This window comes from Amycolatopsis regifaucium (assembly GCF_001613935.1).
GTDB lineage: Bacteria > Actinomycetota > Actinomycetes > Mycobacteriales > Pseudonocardiaceae > Amycolatopsis > Amycolatopsis regifaucium.
On sequence record NZ_LQCI01000023.1, the window covers coordinates 232465 to 247785 of the forward strand.

The 15321-nt window shown below is 66.3% G+C and carries 13 protein-coding genes; 8 read left to right on the top strand and 5 right to left on the bottom strand.

Annotated elements, in window-relative coordinates:
- Positions 1 to 153: 153 nt before the first annotated feature.
- The 4 genes from AVL48_RS39620 to AVL48_RS22595 all read right to left on the bottom strand — a co-directional run bounded on the left by AVL48_RS39620 (position 154) and on the right by AVL48_RS22595 (position 7139).
- Positions 154 to 957, bottom strand: a complete 804-nt coding sequence (locus AVL48_RS39620) for a hypothetical protein (protein ID WP_169812902.1) — start codon at positions 955 to 957, stop codon at positions 154 to 156.
- A 36-nt stretch (positions 958 to 993) separates the two neighbouring features.
- A complete protein-coding gene (locus AVL48_RS22585; protein ID WP_061989250.1) occupies positions 994 to 1761 on the bottom strand; it encodes a HEPN domain-containing protein in 768 nt (255 codons plus the stop codon).
- Between the two features lie 179 nt (positions 1762 to 1940).
- Entirely contained in the window at positions 1941 to 6932 is a 4992-nt protein-coding gene (locus AVL48_RS22590; RefSeq protein WP_061989248.1) for a hypothetical protein, read from the bottom strand.
- Positions 6933 to 6941: 9 nt separating this feature from the next.
- Positions 6942 to 7139, bottom strand: a complete 198-nt coding sequence (locus AVL48_RS22595) for a hypothetical protein (protein ID WP_061989246.1) — start codon at positions 7137 to 7139, stop codon at positions 6942 to 6944.
- Between the two features lie 625 nt (positions 7140 to 7764).
- On the opposite strand from AVL48_RS22595, the gene AVL48_RS22600 reads away from it, so the two are divergent.
- Positions 7765 to 8511 carry a phosphotransferase gene (locus tag AVL48_RS22600; protein ID WP_061989354.1) on the top strand — a complete coding sequence of 249 codons (747 nt, stop codon included), beginning with the start codon at positions 7765 to 7767 and terminating at the stop codon, positions 8509 to 8511.
- A gap of 198 nt (positions 8512 to 8709) precedes the next feature.
- Here AVL48_RS22600 and AVL48_RS22605 read toward each other — a convergent pair whose 3' ends face one another.
- Positions 8710 to 9309: a TIGR03086 family metal-binding protein gene (locus AVL48_RS22605; RefSeq protein ID WP_061989353.1), complete on the bottom strand. Its 600-nt coding sequence runs from the start codon at positions 9307 to 9309 to the stop codon at positions 8710 to 8712.
- 318 nt (positions 9310 to 9627) lie between these two features.
- Here AVL48_RS22605 and AVL48_RS22610 point away from each other — a divergent pair, with 318 nt between their 5' ends.
- The 7 genes from AVL48_RS22610 to AVL48_RS22635 all read left to right on the top strand — a co-directional run bounded on the left by AVL48_RS22610 (position 9628) and on the right by AVL48_RS22635 (position 14977).
- A complete protein-coding gene (locus tag AVL48_RS22610; RefSeq protein WP_061989244.1) occupies positions 9628 to 10368 on the top strand; it encodes a GAF and ANTAR domain-containing protein in 741 nt (246 codons plus the stop codon).
- Positions 10369 to 10463: 95 nt separating this feature from the next.
- Positions 10464 to 10712 (top strand): hypothetical protein, encoded by a 249-nt coding sequence (locus AVL48_RS39100; RefSeq protein WP_143104952.1) that lies wholly within the window; start codon positions 10464 to 10466, stop codon positions 10710 to 10712.
- A gap of 260 nt (positions 10713 to 10972) precedes the next feature.
- Complete coding sequence (locus AVL48_RS22615; protein ID WP_063054125.1) at positions 10973 to 11293, top strand: hypothetical protein; 321 nt, start codon at positions 10973 to 10975, stop codon at positions 11291 to 11293.
- 207 nt (positions 11294 to 11500) lie between these two features.
- On the top strand, positions 11501 to 12337 hold the full coding sequence (locus AVL48_RS22620) for a hypothetical protein (RefSeq protein ID WP_061989242.1): 837 nt from the start codon (positions 11501 to 11503) through the stop codon (positions 12335 to 12337).
- Between the two features lie 191 nt (positions 12338 to 12528).
- Positions 12529 to 13302 carry a hypothetical protein gene (locus tag AVL48_RS22625; RefSeq protein WP_061989240.1) on the top strand — a complete coding sequence of 258 codons (774 nt, stop codon included), beginning with the start codon at positions 12529 to 12531 and terminating at the stop codon, positions 13300 to 13302.
- Positions 13303 to 13437: 135 nt separating this feature from the next.
- Positions 13438 to 14034, top strand: a complete 597-nt coding sequence (locus tag AVL48_RS22630) for a LuxR C-terminal-related transcriptional regulator (protein WP_061989351.1) — start codon at positions 13438 to 13440, stop codon at positions 14032 to 14034.
- Positions 14035 to 14620: 586 nt separating this feature from the next.
- A complete protein-coding gene (locus AVL48_RS22635) occupies positions 14621 to 14977 on the top strand; it encodes a hypothetical protein (RefSeq protein WP_061989238.1) in 357 nt (118 codons plus the stop codon).
- Positions 14978 to 15321: the final 344 nt, after the last annotated feature.

Consider the following 15321-nt stretch of genomic DNA (forward strand, 5'->3'; position numbering starts at 1 on the left):
ACCAGTCTGCGAGTAGAGGGCCGACAAGGTCCCGGTCCAAACAAAACCGACCCGGCGAGGCCCCGCACCCGCACGGCTTCATCGGCTACGTCGTCGAGGACAAGCAGCGTACGCAGAACTGCCTTCGGCTGCTGCGATGGCTGATCGTAGGCGCTATTGCGGCGGGAGGTGTCCTAGCGCTGGTCCTCTGGTTGATGCTGCAACTGACCGTGTTGGCCGGTGTGGTCGGTGGGCTCTCGTCGATCGCGGCGGCGGGCGCCGCGTGGCATGCTCGGAACCTACGTCAGGCACTGCGCAGATAGTTTGGCGCCGCTGTGGGGGCGGGCTCCGGTGCGCCCCCACAGCTGATGGCGTGGCCGATCTTTCGTGGTCGCGGTGGTCGATCAGCTCCACCGCGATGCGTACGTTGTGGCGGAGTTCAAGCGCGGTCACCGCGTGCCAGAGACGGTGTTCGTACTCCTCCCATGCCTGGTCAACGTCGGCACGAGCAAGGGAGGTGGTTTTCACGAGGAAGGGGGCGCCGCCTTCCGTCGGGGTGATCATGAGGTCGGCCTTGTTACGGCTGCCGCTGATCTCGGGCTCGAAGGTAATAGCCGTCCCCGCGCTTCGGAGGGCTCGATGGACTTCGAGTTGTAGAAGTGCGTGTCGCCAGTCGGTACTCTTGACTCCCCGTTTGAGACTCCGCAGCACCGTTGTGAAGGTCGGCTCCTTCGTTGCGGACTCCAGCCGCATGACAAAAGCCAGGAACTGCGGCAGCGCCGGGGCGTGAAACATCAACAGGTTGAACTCGCTGGGCCACCAGCCCTTGCGCTCGAATTGACGACCCGGCCATGACGGGCCGAGCATCCGCTCTGCCTTGTCGATGGCCAGCCCAACGGCTGCGATGCCCTCTGGGCTGTACGGCGCGCGGGTGAGTCGTCGTCGAAGCGCGTCCCAGCTGGGTGCCTCGTCGTTCATCGGGCGATGCTCTCAGGTCCGGGCCGGGAACGGCGTCTATGAGGCGGGGGCATCATGATCCGCGGCGTACTGGGCAGCGTGCTGAATCAGACTGTCGACGTGATCGAGGTAATCAGCCAGCTCACTCTCGGACGGCAGAGGGCTGCCTTCGGGATCCCCATACCGTGCGAACGGCCGGGCCGTCAGAAGCCGCCTCATGGTCTTGTACCAATCCTGTGGTCCGTTACCCAGGTGCGTGTAGTTGTTCAGCCACGCTTGTCGTGCACCGTGCGAGTTCCGCCCTTTGTGAGTGACATTCTGCAGCGACGTCATAGCCGTCACCGCGAGTTCTCCTGCGGCCAACGCCGTCTCCACCGTCGGGCCGAGCCGTCCGGCAGCCAACGTCTCCCGCGCGGTTGAGATGAATTCCGACGCCCGCTTGAGTAGTTCGATCGCACGGTCGCGGTTGTAGCGGAAGTCGAAGGCCACTGCGCCCCCACCTCCAGGGAGGAACGCGAACGCGATCCATCCGGCGTCGGGCTCGATCTTGGCGGGACGTATGCCTGAAACGTTCTCTACGTTCTCGGCGGTCACCGGTTCGCCCGAGGCGACTGCGTCACGCACCTGGACCGTGGCGAGAAGCTCCGCTTGCTCGTTGAGCTTCACCTCGGGAGCGCCGTTCGGATGCAACACGACAAGAGCCTGCACGACCTGGTCGCGCGTGATGTCGAGGTTGCTTGCCTCGATGTGCGGCACGATCCAGAGCGTGAACATCTGATCTATCAGCGCGTCCGCGCTCAGCCCAGGTTGGTCCGACTCGCTCACGGCAAGAGCCTAGGTCCACGTGCTCCGCACGACCACGGGATTTCGTCTGGCAGGGCCGACCACGACCGGCGAAGGTCACGCAGACCGAGACTCGATGGCGAGGACCTGGGCAGCGAGGTCACTAGCAGTATCGCGATCTCCGTTGGTGCTGTGTTGGTCGAGTTGGAGCGCCTCGACGCTCATTCCACCCTCTGCTGCAGCTTGACGGCACGGTGATCGCCGTGAGCCGCTAGTCCGTCAACGAGCCTGTGCCAGCGGGCGACGCCCTGGACGTCGAGTTGTCCGGACCCGTGGACGGTTTTCAACCACTCGGGCAGGACCCAGCACCGCCCTGCGATGGCGGCGTACTCACCGTTGATGGCGTCTTCCGCCCAGGTGAGCCCGGTTGTCGCCTGCCACGCGGGTGGGGCGCAGTTGGCGAGGTCGGTGACGGCGTCGACAGCTTTCGATTCGCCGCGTGCGAGCTTCAGCCACCGGACGGCGAGATCGGCGATGTCGTCGGGATCCAACCAGTGGGCTCGAACTCGCTCTAGGGTGGCTGTGGGGTTGGTGTCGCTGATGGCGATCTGGGGAGTAGGCAGAAGTCCGACGAGCGCGCCGTCGCGCCAGTGGTGCCGGCTGGGGAGGGTGGCGCCGCCTTCCAGCGCATCGAGGGCGGTGGTCATGATCAGGCGCCAGACCGGAAGCAGCGATGTACGGAGGGTGTCGTCGTAGGTGAAGAGTTGGCGTAGGTCGTGGAGAAGCTCGTCGAGCGCTCGCGCATTGGTGGTGAAGGCACGCACGTAAGACGCCAGTGGCGTGGGGCCTCCGTCAATCGCGGTCTCGATCAAGACCCGGACCACACGGTCGCGGTGGCGGTTGTGGTGGCGGTTGTAGCCCTTGGTGGCCCAGTGGTCGGTCCCCCGTCGGTGGGCGTCGAACAGCACGTCGCGCAGTCGCGCGGCTGTAGTCGCAATGCAACTGCCACGTCGGGCTGCGGCTGCGGCGGCCACGAGGGGTGCGGTGAGCCGATTCACGAGGAGCAGTTCGGTGGGCACGGCCGGCAGGGTCGTCTCGTACGGCGGATCGAGTGGGTCGGTGAGCCGCTGTTGCGTCGCTTGATCCCAGCTACCGAGCCGGCAGTCTCGCAGGCCCTGCTCGACGGCGGCCCACGCGAGCTGGTGTCGGCAAGTTTCTGCAGGCGGGTTCGGTGTGCACGGTGCTGACCAGATGGGTTCGACGCCGAGCACAAACGCTGCTCGGACCTCGTCGAAGAGGCTGGTTGCGCTGGCGAGCAAGGCTTCCTCGATGCCTTGCCGGTTCAGTTGGATGTGGTCGAAGGCGGGAAGGAGCAGGGTAGGAAGAGCGACGGCGGCGGAGCGGTCGGCCCCGTCCGGGTCGATGGTCACGCTGCGGCTCAGCTCGCCGACCCGCGGGCTCGTCGCCACATCGATCAGGACGTTGGCCGCCCATCGCAGATCCTCATCGGGCAGCTGGGCGCGTCCTTGGGCGTGGGCGATGACGGCTGCGGCGGCGACGGCGGCGACCGGGTCAGCCGGGTGAGCTGGGCCGCGGACGGCAGGGTGCTCGGCAAGGTCGCGAGCGAGCAGTAGATCGTCGACGAGCGTATCCACCGGGGCGACACGGTCTTCCGATCTCGTGTAGGTCTGGTGCAAGCGCAGCGCTATGTCGCCGCGAGCGAGCTCCTCATGCGTGTGGGTAAGGCCAGCGGCGATGTCTTCTGGGACCGCCCACTCGAACCGGATGTGGCCGTCCTCGGTGCGGCTGAGGCGGTAGTTCTCGGCATGGAACTGGGCCGCCCACCCTTGGATCATGAGCAGGTCGGCGGCTTCGTCATCGGTGCCCGCGACCAGCTCACGGGCCCGCTCGACCAGCTCGTCCCCTCGGGCAGCGAGGACGGCGAGTCGATCGTGATCACCGGCGAGCATTGCCGTCACGGTCATTTCGCCGACCACGTCTTGGAAGCTGGCCCTGCGCCGGTGTCGACCGACCAGATCAGTGGGGTCTGGGCCCTGGACGTGGAAATGTTCACCGACTGCGCGGGAGGTCTCCAGGTGCCACAGCTCGGGGCGGACCAGCCAGCGATCGAGCATGTCGCCGGCGCGGTCGAGGTGGCGGACCAGCAGGCCGACTACCAAGGCTGGCATGGCCAGGTTGTGGCAGTCGCGCAGCAGGATCTCGGCCACGCGCGCCAAGGACACGCCGAGTGTGTCGACGAGCTCATCGGCGAAGCGTTCGACGGCCAGGAGTGCGCTGATGCACGGGTACGGGCCGACCGACGAGCCGCGATACCAGGCCCACACGTGCCCGTCGCCCACACAATGCCGGACTCCCACCCCAGGAAGATCCAGCTCGAGCCCGAGCGGAGAAAGTTCAGGCGCATCGGCGTCCGCCGGTTGGTCGGGGTGCGCTCCGACACGCACGGTGGCAGCGCAGTCGAGCATCCTGTTGACCATCGCAAGCGCGTTCCCGGTGCGAGCATGGAGCAGCCGATAGAACGGCCCGAAGTACCACCCTGCCAAGGGAGGACCGCCACCACCTACACGCGCATGGTGGCGGATGCCCTCATCGAGCAGTCCCCACGATCCCATGTGCTCCGCGTCATGCGACTCGATGTAGTACGCCTCGGCCAGGGTGAGCAGCAGTTGCGGCTGGTACTCCGACAGGGCGATCACGGCGCCTGCGGACTCCACCGCGGGTGCGAGGTACCCGCCGCCGTCATCGGCCAGTTTTCGCAGGAACGCCTCGGCGTGGTGATCCAGGTCGGGGCCGAGCATGGCCAGTGCTTCCACGGCGAACTCGTCGTGGTCCTCCGGCGAGGTGGCGAGCAGACGATCACGGACCCGCTGCCGAAGGGGCAGCGTGCCCGCCTTGATCTTGATAAGCCCACGTAGCCAGGCCAGCACCACCTTGCGGACCTGCTCGCCAGTGTCCCGGTCGTATCGATCATGCTGTCCGACCTCGGCGTCACCGCAGTAGGTCAGCGCGACGAGCGGACCCAGCGCCGCTGGGTCGCCCCACTCGTGGTCGCTGTAGCGGTGCAGCGCCAGACGCAGCAGTGTGCGCAGGCCGGATCGCTGCTCGGCGAGCAGGCTCGGCCATGCTCGGCGCAGCACGGCTTCGGCCTCGCCGTGCGTCAGCATCGCCTCCAGCGGCACTTCGGCCCACCGCACGCCATGTTGGTTGGCCAGCCGGTCGAACACCGCTTGCAGTCGGGCGCGCGGTGGTTCGGTGTTTTCACCGGCCGCACTGAGTGCGGCCTGACAAGCAGCCCGTGCAGCTCGCAACGCGAATCGTGGGGCGCCCGCATCGAGGAGTAGCTGCCATCCGTCGATGATCAGGAGCCGAGTAAGGGCGAGATCCCGCACCACATCGCTGGCGAAGGCGTCCCCGGAGTGCCAGGCACTGGTCGGGCCAGGCGCGAGGAGCAGCCCGTCCGACCTTAAGGACGGCAGCACGGTCGGATTCGGAAGCGTGTGGTTGCCTCCGGGCAGCAGGAGCGTTCGTGCCAGCGACGTCAGGGCACGCTCTCGGGCCTCCGGGGACGGGCCACCCGGCGGGTGCTCACCCCCGCGGCGGACGACCTGGTCCCAGATAGCCGCGAACAAATCCGCTTCCGAGATCGGCCCGTCCGGCAGTCGCCAGGCGACATGTGCCCGGAGAAGCAACTCCACCAGACCAGGTCTACCCAGCAGCCACGCGGCCCGCAGGTCCTGACCGATCCGTGAAAGGACGGGGAAGACGGCCGCGATCTGTTCGGCCTCGCTCGGCAACAGGCGTGGAACATAGTGCTCACACAGGACTGCGCTACCCGCCGCAGCTTGTGCACTTCGCATCGCGTTGGCCACCGCGGCAGCGGCATCTTCACGGGTGACGGCGATGACGCTGAGCCCGGCTCGCAACGCCGCGATGGTGAGTTCGGTGAGGAGGGTGCTGCGTCCCTCGAGCACGGATTCGGCACCGTCGAGGACCAACAGTCGCGTATCAGCTGTCGCGGTCGCGCTGAGCACGTCGACCAACTGACCACCGAGAACGGTTTCCAGGGAGAGCATGTCGACGGGTAGGTCCTGCAAGCTGACCGAGGTCACTGCTGCGCCCGCCGCTGACATGTTCTCGGCGGCTCGCAGGGTGAGCGCCGATTTCCCGACGTCAGGTTCACCACGCACGATCAGGATTGCCGGTCCCACCGCCGCCGTTTGCATCGCGGTCGTCAACGCGCTCCGCGCCTCGGTGCGCGGTATCTCAAGGACCTGCTGATCGTCGGTGAGGTTGAAGCGGGTCCGGTCGCGCAACCGTTGGGCGAGCCGGTCCAGAAGGCTCCACGACTGGGGGAACGAGGGCGATCGAGCCAGAGCGATCCCGGCCAAGTCGCGGCGTAGTAGCCGTTCGGTCACCTCAGCGCCAGCGGGCGCGTACTGACCGGTGAGTTCCGCCAGGCGCGTGAACAACTTGTCCGCTGCTGCCGGCGTTCCCTCACGGGTGGCCGGGCGTAGCTGGCGAACCGCGATAGTGCGATCGGACTGGTCCGGGCCTTCTAGGCGCACTTCCAGCGGGCGCAGAGTCGACAGCAACCGCCAGGCGAGCACGTTAGGCTCGATCACCGTCGAGTCGATGTTTGCCCTCGCCGCAGCCGCCTGTACGAGCGTGTCGACGTGCCCGAGCCGCGCACGGACAGATTGGCTGGCTACGCCAGGTTCTACGACCTTGGCGCGAAACGCTGGCTCGTTGTCGGTGGCCTGCGCGATTACGCATAGGGCACGGAGTTGCCGGGCTGCCGGATTGGGGCTGGCCACGACAAGGGCCAGGCGCCATCGCCCCGCGATTACCTCCTCCCAATGCTGAGTCACCACCCGCAGGTATGACGCGAACAAGTGCTCGGACGGCGCCTCGCTCGCCACGAAAGCCGGTGCGCGGCGGACCCCGACGGACATCCGTCGGATCGCACCATCCGGCACACGACCTTCGACAAGGAGGTCATCCACCGGGCTGACCGCGCTGGCTTGGAACCGCACCATGATTGGCCCGGCGTCATCGCCCAACCCCGGCACGGAATCACCGGTCAGCAGGCAGCCCAGAACCGTGGCGGCATACCGGTGCTCGAAGACCGTCCCGCCGCCACCCGTCGAGTACGGCGATGCCGCCACCTGCGACCCGGTGTCGCCGATGGACATGGGCAAAGACTACGTGCACCAGGAGGGGAGGAACGCCCACGACTCACGGAGTACTCGGGTCAAATGCAGGACGGTGATGCGTACGAGCTTCCGGCGTTCGCGCAGCTCGGTGAACGGTACGAACTGGTCGATCATGTGGAGCTTGTCGCGGCGGCCGTCGGCGTAGCCGATCTCGTAGTTGACGATTCCGTACCGGTTGCCCGCCACCTTGGGAAGCGGTCATGAAGCTGTCCGGTCGGAGCGGACCGGCGCGGGCAGCCGTTTTGGAGCAAGCAGAGAAAATGGGTGGGCTGGTCGAAGCGGCATCCGTGCTGGGCCATAAGGGGCTCGAACCCGACTACGAACCACGCATCCGTGACCTTGTTACACACTTCTTCGCAGACCTGTGACAACCGGCGCGCCGAATTCTGGTCCAGCCCGGCCACGAGCTGTCGCCTGCAACGCAATCCAATGCAGTCTCCGATTGGGCTCCGTTGCCGAAGTAGAGCCTGATACGGCCCGACATGACCTGACACTCGGATGGGTCACGAGGTGTGCGTCTACCTGCACAAATGGCCAGAAATCGGCACCACGCGACACTCGCTGACACACTGGCGGAGGCGACTTGTAAACAGAAGGTCAGGGGTTCGAGCCCCCTTGGCGGCTCAAGATCAACATAGCCTCTGACCTGTCAAAATACGCGAGTTTTCGCATTCTGCTCGGTCCCGTTGGCAGGATCTGAAGGATCCACCCCGGTCCAGCGGGACCAGCAGTTCTCGCCGTGAAGGCGGCAAGTCCTGTCCCAAGACAAAATCCGGCGACATTGGCGGCCATCCTCGCCAGGCTGACCGGTATGGAAGAGGTTGAAGTCGTCGTCGCCCACAGCCAGCGCGCGACGCTGCGCATCGGCGACGTGTTCCTGAAGGTCGACGGCGACCCGGCGCACGCCGACCTCGAGGTGCGGGCGATGGCCATGGCGCCGATACCGACCCCGGCGATCCTCTGGCGCGAGCCCCCCGCGCTCGCGATCGCCGCCGTGCCGGGCAAGGCGCTCGGCGTCCTCGGCGAACCGTCGGCCGCGTCGCCGGCGGCGTGGGCCGCGGCGGGTGCCGCCATCCGGAGGCTGCATGATGCGCCGTTGCCGCCGTGGCCGGGGCCCAGGCTCGAGGACGTGACGGCGGAGCTCGACAGCGAGTGCGCGTGGTTGCTCGCCAACGCCGTTCTGCCCGCCGAGGTGATCCGGCGCAATCGCGAGATCGCCGAGGTCGCGCTCGGGCCGTGGAAACCGGTGTTCATCCACGGCGACCTGCAGATCACGCACGTGTTCGTCGACGGCGACGAGGTCACCGGCGTCATCGACTGGTCCGAGGCCGCGCCCGGCGACGCCATGTTCGACCTCGCCACCTTGACGCTCGGGCACGAGGAACGCCTGGACGACCTGCTTGCCGGCTACGGCGCCGACGCGGACCGGGACGTCATTCGCGCCTGGTGGTCACTGCGCAGCTTGGTGGCGTCGCACTGGCTGATCGAGCACGGATTCGATCCGGACGCGCCGGGATGCGAGTTCGAGGTGCTCAGATCCCGGATGCAGGAACCCTAGGGACACCCAGCGGGTGTCGGTACAGCCAGTCAGGCCGGTGCGCTTCTGCCGCTCAGTCAGGTACGGCCGGTAGTCCTCCCAGCCGATCGGCGCGGCCCGCCATTCCGGAACTGCCACACAGGGGCGAACTCGTGCGCAACGGCCGCCTTCACGAACCGGCATCGCATGCCCGACGAGAACGTGAGCAGGTCCGGAGTGCTACGGCCTGCGGCCCATCGCGTGGAGGAGCCGGTCTTGTTCGGACGCTTCCGGTGCCGGCGTTTCCGTCGGCGGTCCGTAGTAGCGGGAGCCGGCCAGGATCGGGCTTTCGCTGACCCCGTGGTAGATCCAGTCGAAGTTGTCGGTGATCCATCGGACGGTCGACGGGTCGAGCCGTTCCTCGAGGCCCACCGCGCGGGCGAGATCCCAGGTGTGGGTGACCGCGTCCACCACATAGAGGCCGAGCAACTGCCGTCCGGGCACGGGTCCGAACGGATAGTCGACGACCCGGTCGAGCGCACCGGGGGAATGGAACGCCGCCCGGCATTCGGCTACCGCGTTCCGGAACGTGTCGGCGGGCCCGCCATCGAGCGAGACCTGGTCCAGGGCCGCCATGAACTCCGCACTGCTGCCACCACCGAGGAGCGCGGTATAGATCCGGCTTCCTTGGATCATGTGGTTGACCAATTCGCGAACGTTCCATTCGGTGCACGGCGTGGGGTTGTCCCAGGACGTGTCCGGAACCGCCCGTAGCCGATCGCTGAAACCGTCGGCCACGGTATCGAAGTGGCCGAGCAACGCGTTGTCCGTGTGATCCATGGTGCCCAGCCTGCACAGGGGATTCGACAGCGTCCGGCGGTAATCGGACATCGAGGTGAGCTCTTGGTGGCGTCTACAGAAAACCCGCCCGCTGCCGTCGCGGGCTGACCAATCTCGGGCTGGGCGTTTAACTCAGCGTGGGGCGGACATCCATCTGGGGATCGTCACAGGAACACGGCGGTTCGTGCTCTGCCGGTTCAACAGCGTGCCGGCAGGGCCCGCCGCCCGCCGAACGGCTTTCTGCGCACTTCGCTGCTCAGGTGGGTGAGATGCCCGGGGAAAGTTGGCAGCCGCGCGAGTGGTGGAAAGGCCCTACCCATGTCTCACATCGATACCGGTGATTCCTGGCCCGGCATGCTGGATGAGGTCACCGGTGCTTTGGAGACGCTGACCTCGATTCTGGACGACGAGGATGATTTCCGGGTGATGCTGCAGCAGGTGTGCCGGCAGGTGACCAAGGCGGTGCCCGGGGTCGACGAGGCCACGGTGACGCTGCTGCGTGGCGACGAACCGCACACCGCGGCCGCGACGAGTGACCTGGTCGCCGAGCTGGATCGGGACCAGTACCGCAACGGCGGCCCGTGCCTGGAAGCCGCCCGCCACGGCACTCTGCAACGTGTCACGGTGTCCGAGGCGCTCGAGCGGTGGCCGAAGTTCGCCGGTGACGCCCGCGACGCCGGGTTCGACAGCTTCTTGTCCGCGCCGTTGGTGGCCGACTCCGAGCATGCCGGTGGGATCAACTGCTACGGCACCCAGGCGCGGGGGTTCAGTGACCTCGACCAGGCCCTGCTCGAGCTCTACACCACCGCGACCGAGGCGATCCTGCGCCTGTACCGGCGTTACCTCACGGCCACGGAACTCGCCGGGCAGCTGCGCGCCGCCCTCACCCATCGCGCGGTGATCGACCAGGCCAAAGGCATCCTCATGGCTCTCCGCCAGATCAGCGCCGACGACGCCTTCACGCTGCTGGTCGAGCAGTCCCAGCGGGAGAACGTCAAAGTACGCGACATCGCCGAACGCTTCGTCGCCCACGCCGTCGGGAACCCGCAAGCCTCGTGAGGCTTCGCCCGGCACTTCCACACAAGGGCGACCTCGTGAGCAGGTCCGGACCGAACGCTCCCCGCGCTCGTCAAGCACATCCCAGCCTCACCAGCGTGGCCGACAAGCTCGAACACGACCCCTTGTGGGAGCCATCGTGCTTTTATCCGTTCGCTGAGGGCGACCTCTGTGGCGCACTGATCGGCACCTGGCGCAAACATCACTCAAGCGGTCAGGAAAATGTGAACTTGAAGCGTGCCTTGAAAAACCTGGTGATTGGAACGGGAGTCGTCGCGATGATGACTCTTTCGCTGGGCGGCGTGGCAAACGTGCGAAAGCGCCAGGGTTCTGTTCAACTACAGTGACCCTTGCTACTGGTCGCTCAGGGGCAACGGCACCTGGTGGTTCTACGGCGGTTTCTGAACGCCGCTGAATAGTGCAGACCCCTTCTCTCGGATGAGTCGAGAGAGGGTCTTGTGTTATTCGTGTCGAAGGGACTCCGCGGCCGGGTTAGCCAACCCTGTCCGAGCATCGCGACGCCCTGAGCGGCCGCCAGCGGAACGGAAGACCACGAAGGTTCGGGTGGTGCCCGGCGCGGCGCTACTTCGCCGGGCTGGGGCCGCTCGTGCTGCTCGTCCTCGGCGGCCTGCTTTCTCACCTCGGCTACGTGTTGCTGACGGTCTCGCCTTACCACTGGTATTGCGGCCCCGGCCTCACCGCGGCGACCGTTGTCGTCTGTGCTGTAGCGGTTTCCCGCCGGATCATGGTCCGCGGGATGCTCGCGCTGATCGTCACCGGTCTGATCGCGTACGGGGCCGCACGTCTTCTCCGACCGTGGCCTGTTGCCCGCGATCACGGCCAAAATTCCTCGATCGTGTTACGTATGGGCACAGTCCTGCCCATCGCGTGGTCACTGGATCGAGTGGAGCAGTGTTACGAGTATTGACCTCGTGGCCGGGACGATACTCATTGAATTGTCGCTGGTCGGGTTCGAAATCGGCGATTGCGGAAGGGCATGTGCGGTGCCGGCGGCGGGTTTTTTCGCCAGGGGCGGGAGAAGGTCGCCTCGCGACGTAATTATGATTCGCTCGCGGGTATCGGCACGGCTGTGTCGGCTACGCGAGGATTTGCCGAGTAAAGGGATTTGGACGCTATGACGGACGCGGTAAGCCGGACGATCGACGCCATGCGCGTCGGCCGTCTTCTGGCTCGTGCGCTCGTCGTGGTGTGCGGTATTTTCGCGGCCACAGCCGTGGCATGGATCGTGGGAGATGTCACCGCCAGGGCGGACACGCTGGTCGTCGACGGGAGGCCCGAATCGGGCGCTCCGGTGACCGCCGTCGAGGTCGATCCTTCGCTGTCGGCGGCACGTGTTCAGGTGGGAGACCCTGCCGACTCGGTGGCGATCCAGCCCTTGCGGGAGTTTGCGGCGTCGTCCCTGCCTCGGCGATCGGAGAGCGTGGTCGCGCTCCTGGATCGTGCGGTCGTTTCGGTGGAAAACCTTGACGAAACGGCGAAATCCACGACGAACGCGGTCACGCGCCGCGCCGTCGAAGCCCTCGACGTTTCTGCTTCGCGGCAGCCTGCCGACGTCGATCGAACCCCCGCCGGAGTGACTTCGTCCTTCACTGGGGTGCCTGCATCGAAGCCGGCCACCGCCTCCTCCGGCCTGGTATCTCAGGACGCGGCGGACGGTACGCGCACGCTTTCGTCGCCGTGCGGGCACAAGGCTCGTGGTGAGTATCCGTCTGGAGCGTCGCGCTTCCACGGATCCGTTCGCGCTACGGGAGAATCGGTGCCACCGTGGTCGCCCGTGTCCCGGTGCGGAACGTCGACAAGTGTCGCCGCGGCGTGCGGTGGTGACCACGGGGGTGGCGCTGTCGTGCCCGTCCGTACCGCACGGAACAACCGGATTTCGCCGCACTGCGGCGAAATCGGACACCAGGCCGCACTGGCCACGGTGATCCGGCCGGGCGTCACGCCCGGCTGACCCTGCCGCGACCGCCCACGCGTCCGGCTTTCGCCCGCCTCGTTCAGGCGCGGTCGCCTTTCCAGCCACCAACCGCCGTTGTCTCGCGGCGTTTGGTTGTCGTAATTCCCTTTCCGTGTGGCGATCGCCCGCGACAAGCGTCAAAGGCATGCCACAAATTGTTTCCCATTTATCCTCGAAGGAGATTTGTCGTGCAAAACTGGGTCAAATACATTCTGCAGACCACCCTGGCCACCGGTAGCCTGCTGATGCTGGGCACGGGTATCGCCTCGGCCGCCGAAAACGTCGACCCCGATCTGCCCGCCTCCCCGCTGGACCAGTTCGTCGACCCCGCGATCAGCGGGCTGACCGAGGCCGTGCGGCAGGCGCAGCCGCTGCAACAGCTGGACACGGCGGACGAAGACTCCCTGCAGCCGGCGGTCACCGCCGCGATGACCGACGTCCCGGCCGCGATACCGCCCACCACGACACCGGCCGGTCCGATCTACCCCGTGCCGATGGGACTGCTGCACGCCACGCCGTTGCCGGCCGGGGACATCGCCGATGACCTGCAGGAAGTGGACCTGCACAAGCCACTGGGTTCCGAGCTGAGTGCCACTGAGCTGCCCACGTTGCCGATCCTTTCGCGCGTCGAGCAGGAACAGGGCTCCCTTCCGGCGCTGAAGCCGGCTGTTCCCGTCCACGGTGGATTCGCGGTACCGGCCACTCCGGTCAGCACGACCGTCGTCACGGATCCGCTCGACGCCGGTTCGGGCACGCGGGTGACCGCTTTCCACACCAGCGCGCCGCAGGTCGCGACCACCTCCGACAATCCCGCCTCGATGCCGGAAGTGCCGGTCAAGCGGGGCTATGCCCAGCGCGCCGACAAGCCGATCTCCTCGCTTCCGTTGGCGGAGAACGGAGTACTCGGGTTGGCCGTGATCGAGCAGGTGACGAACTCGGTGGGGGAAATTCTCCGTAAGTAACGGCAGGTATGACGCGGATCAGGGGCTCGGGTACCGCGCGGTACCCGAGCCCCTGGCCGTTGCCCGGAATTTCCACAGTCGGCCGCCCTCCGGTGTTGCCGGTGGCTGTCGATGCCTATGAGTAAGGACGACGCCGTGACGACGATCTTGATCTGTGACAGCCGGGGCAGGGTGCGGAACGCGGTCGGTCAGGCCATGGCCACAGTTCCCGGTGTCGAGCACATCGACTGTGTAGCAGGGCCAGAGGAACTACTGACCAGGTATTCCCACCGGCCGGCCGACCTGGTCCTCGTCGGCTTGGACCGCTTCAGACCCAGTGGCGTGGAGGCGATCCGACGACTCGTTCACGCCTACCGCAGGGCCAATATCCTGGTCTTCGGAGCCGCCAACGACCCTTTGGTGATAGCGAGCGCGATCACCGGTGGCGCTCGGGGATACGTACGCTGGGACACCTCCTGGCCGGAAGTCGTCTCCGCGTTGGCCGACACGCTCGGCAACGTCTCCGTACCCGTGCCGCGACAGCCGTCGTCGCTCGGTGTCCAGCTGACGAGCCGCGAACTCCAAGTGCTGACCGGGATGAGCCAAGGAAAGAGCAACAGCGCCATCGGCCGCGAACTGCATCTGGCCGAAGACACGGTGAAGACGCACGCGCGGCGGATGTTCAAGAAGCTGGGCGTACGCGACCGTGCCCAAGCCGTCGCACACGGGTTCCGCCGAGGAGTCCTGGTCTGAGCCGGAACTTCAGCTCGAAAGACAACCGAACGAGGTTCTGTCGCAATTTTTCCGGACTCCCACGGGAACGGCGAATTTTCTGATTCTGGAAAAGCCGGCGTGAGTCGCGCGAGCGCATGGTCCGCTTGCCGACCGGCGCGCCAGGAGTGCTGCTCTTTCCGCGCGCAGGGGTTCACGATCTGTGGACCGGCTCGGCGGGTCGTCCGGTCTCGGAAGGTTCACCGGGCTCTGTGCTGGTGCCAGAACCGCGAGCCGGGCAGGACGCGAACTCCACAAATCGCACGCTCAACGGTTGTTTCGGAAGTTGTCGGCCGTCGACCGCGCTCATGCGGTGGTTCAGGCCATGCGCCGCAGCCTCATCGATTGACACAAAAGACACGATCCGGTGCTCCGCGTCGAATCCGTGGTGCCGTAAAAGCAGTTGACACGATCGGGTCACCGATAGCGCGCTCAGGGGTTCGCGGCATTACACGATGGTGGCATGGCGTGGAAAAAGTCAATCGAAGTCAGTATTTTTCCTGACACGGGGGCGGAAACACACTTTCACCGCCGTCCTGTTCGAGGCAAGCATCCCCAAGGAGAATCAATGCTGAAGAAGATCGGCTTCGTCACGGCCGCGATGGCCGCCGGTGCGTTCATGTGCGGCGGTATGGCGTCCGCGGCAACCCCCGGCGACCACTACGACCACGACGGCTACGACGTGAGCGAGCAGCTCGGCCTGCTCAACCTGAACAACATCGACGCACTGCACAACGTCAACGCCGTGGTGGGCGCGTGCGACAACAACGTGAACGTGCTCGGTGTCCAGGTCCCGATTCGTGACTCGCTCAACGGTATCGGTGTCCCGATCCTGTCGCCGGGCTCGCACGAGGCCAGTGGCGAGTCCCCCTACAACTGCGCTGCCGGTGGCATCGCCGACGGTGGCACGTTCCAGGGCAACTAGAAGCGCCCCGACGAGGCCGCCCGTTGTGTGTGCGGACGCCGGCCGAGGAACGGGGAAACCGGTGATGCGCATCGAGGCTTCAAGGCTTGCCCGGAACGCGGAGAAAGAGATGCACGCTCCGTTCCGTGCTCCGGGCAAGCTACGCCGCGAAGCGACGCCGGCACGAGTGGGGCCGGTCCGTCCCGCCCAGGAGCAGGCCCGGCCCCACTCAGCGTGAGACGCACGATAACCGATGTTCCGGGACGCGGCGAACCGAAGCCCGCGGTCCCGGATTTCCTTTCACCGGGGCACCCGGTGCGTATTTCTGAGGAGTCTTTTCAGTGATCAAGCAGCTCGGATTCGTC

Bases quoted from the DNA above. Each gene is read 5' to 3' on its own strand.
- AVL48_RS39620 (WP_169812902.1), bottom strand. From the start codon at position 957: ATGAACGACGAGGCACCCAGCTGGGACGCGCTTCGACGACGACTCACC.
- AVL48_RS22590 (WP_061989248.1), bottom strand. From the start codon at position 6,932: ATGTCCATCGGCGACACCGGGTCGCAGGTGGCGGCATCGCCGTACTCG.
- AVL48_RS22600 (WP_061989354.1), top strand. From the start codon at position 7,765: ATGGAAGAGGTTGAAGTCGTCGTCGCCCACAGCCAGCGCGCGACGCTG.
- AVL48_RS22605 (WP_061989353.1), bottom strand. From the start codon at position 9,309: ATGGATCACACGGACAACGCGTTGCTCGGCCACTTCGATACCGTGGCC.
- AVL48_RS22610 (WP_061989244.1), top strand. From the start codon at position 9,628: ATGTCTCACATCGATACCGGTGATTCCTGGCCCGGCATGCTGGATGAG.
- AVL48_RS22620 (WP_061989242.1), top strand. From the start codon at position 11,501: ATGACGGACGCGGTAAGCCGGACGATCGACGCCATGCGCGTCGGCCGT.
- AVL48_RS22635 (WP_061989238.1), top strand. From the start codon at position 14,621: ATGCTGAAGAAGATCGGCTTCGTCACGGCCGCGATGGCCGCCGGTGCG.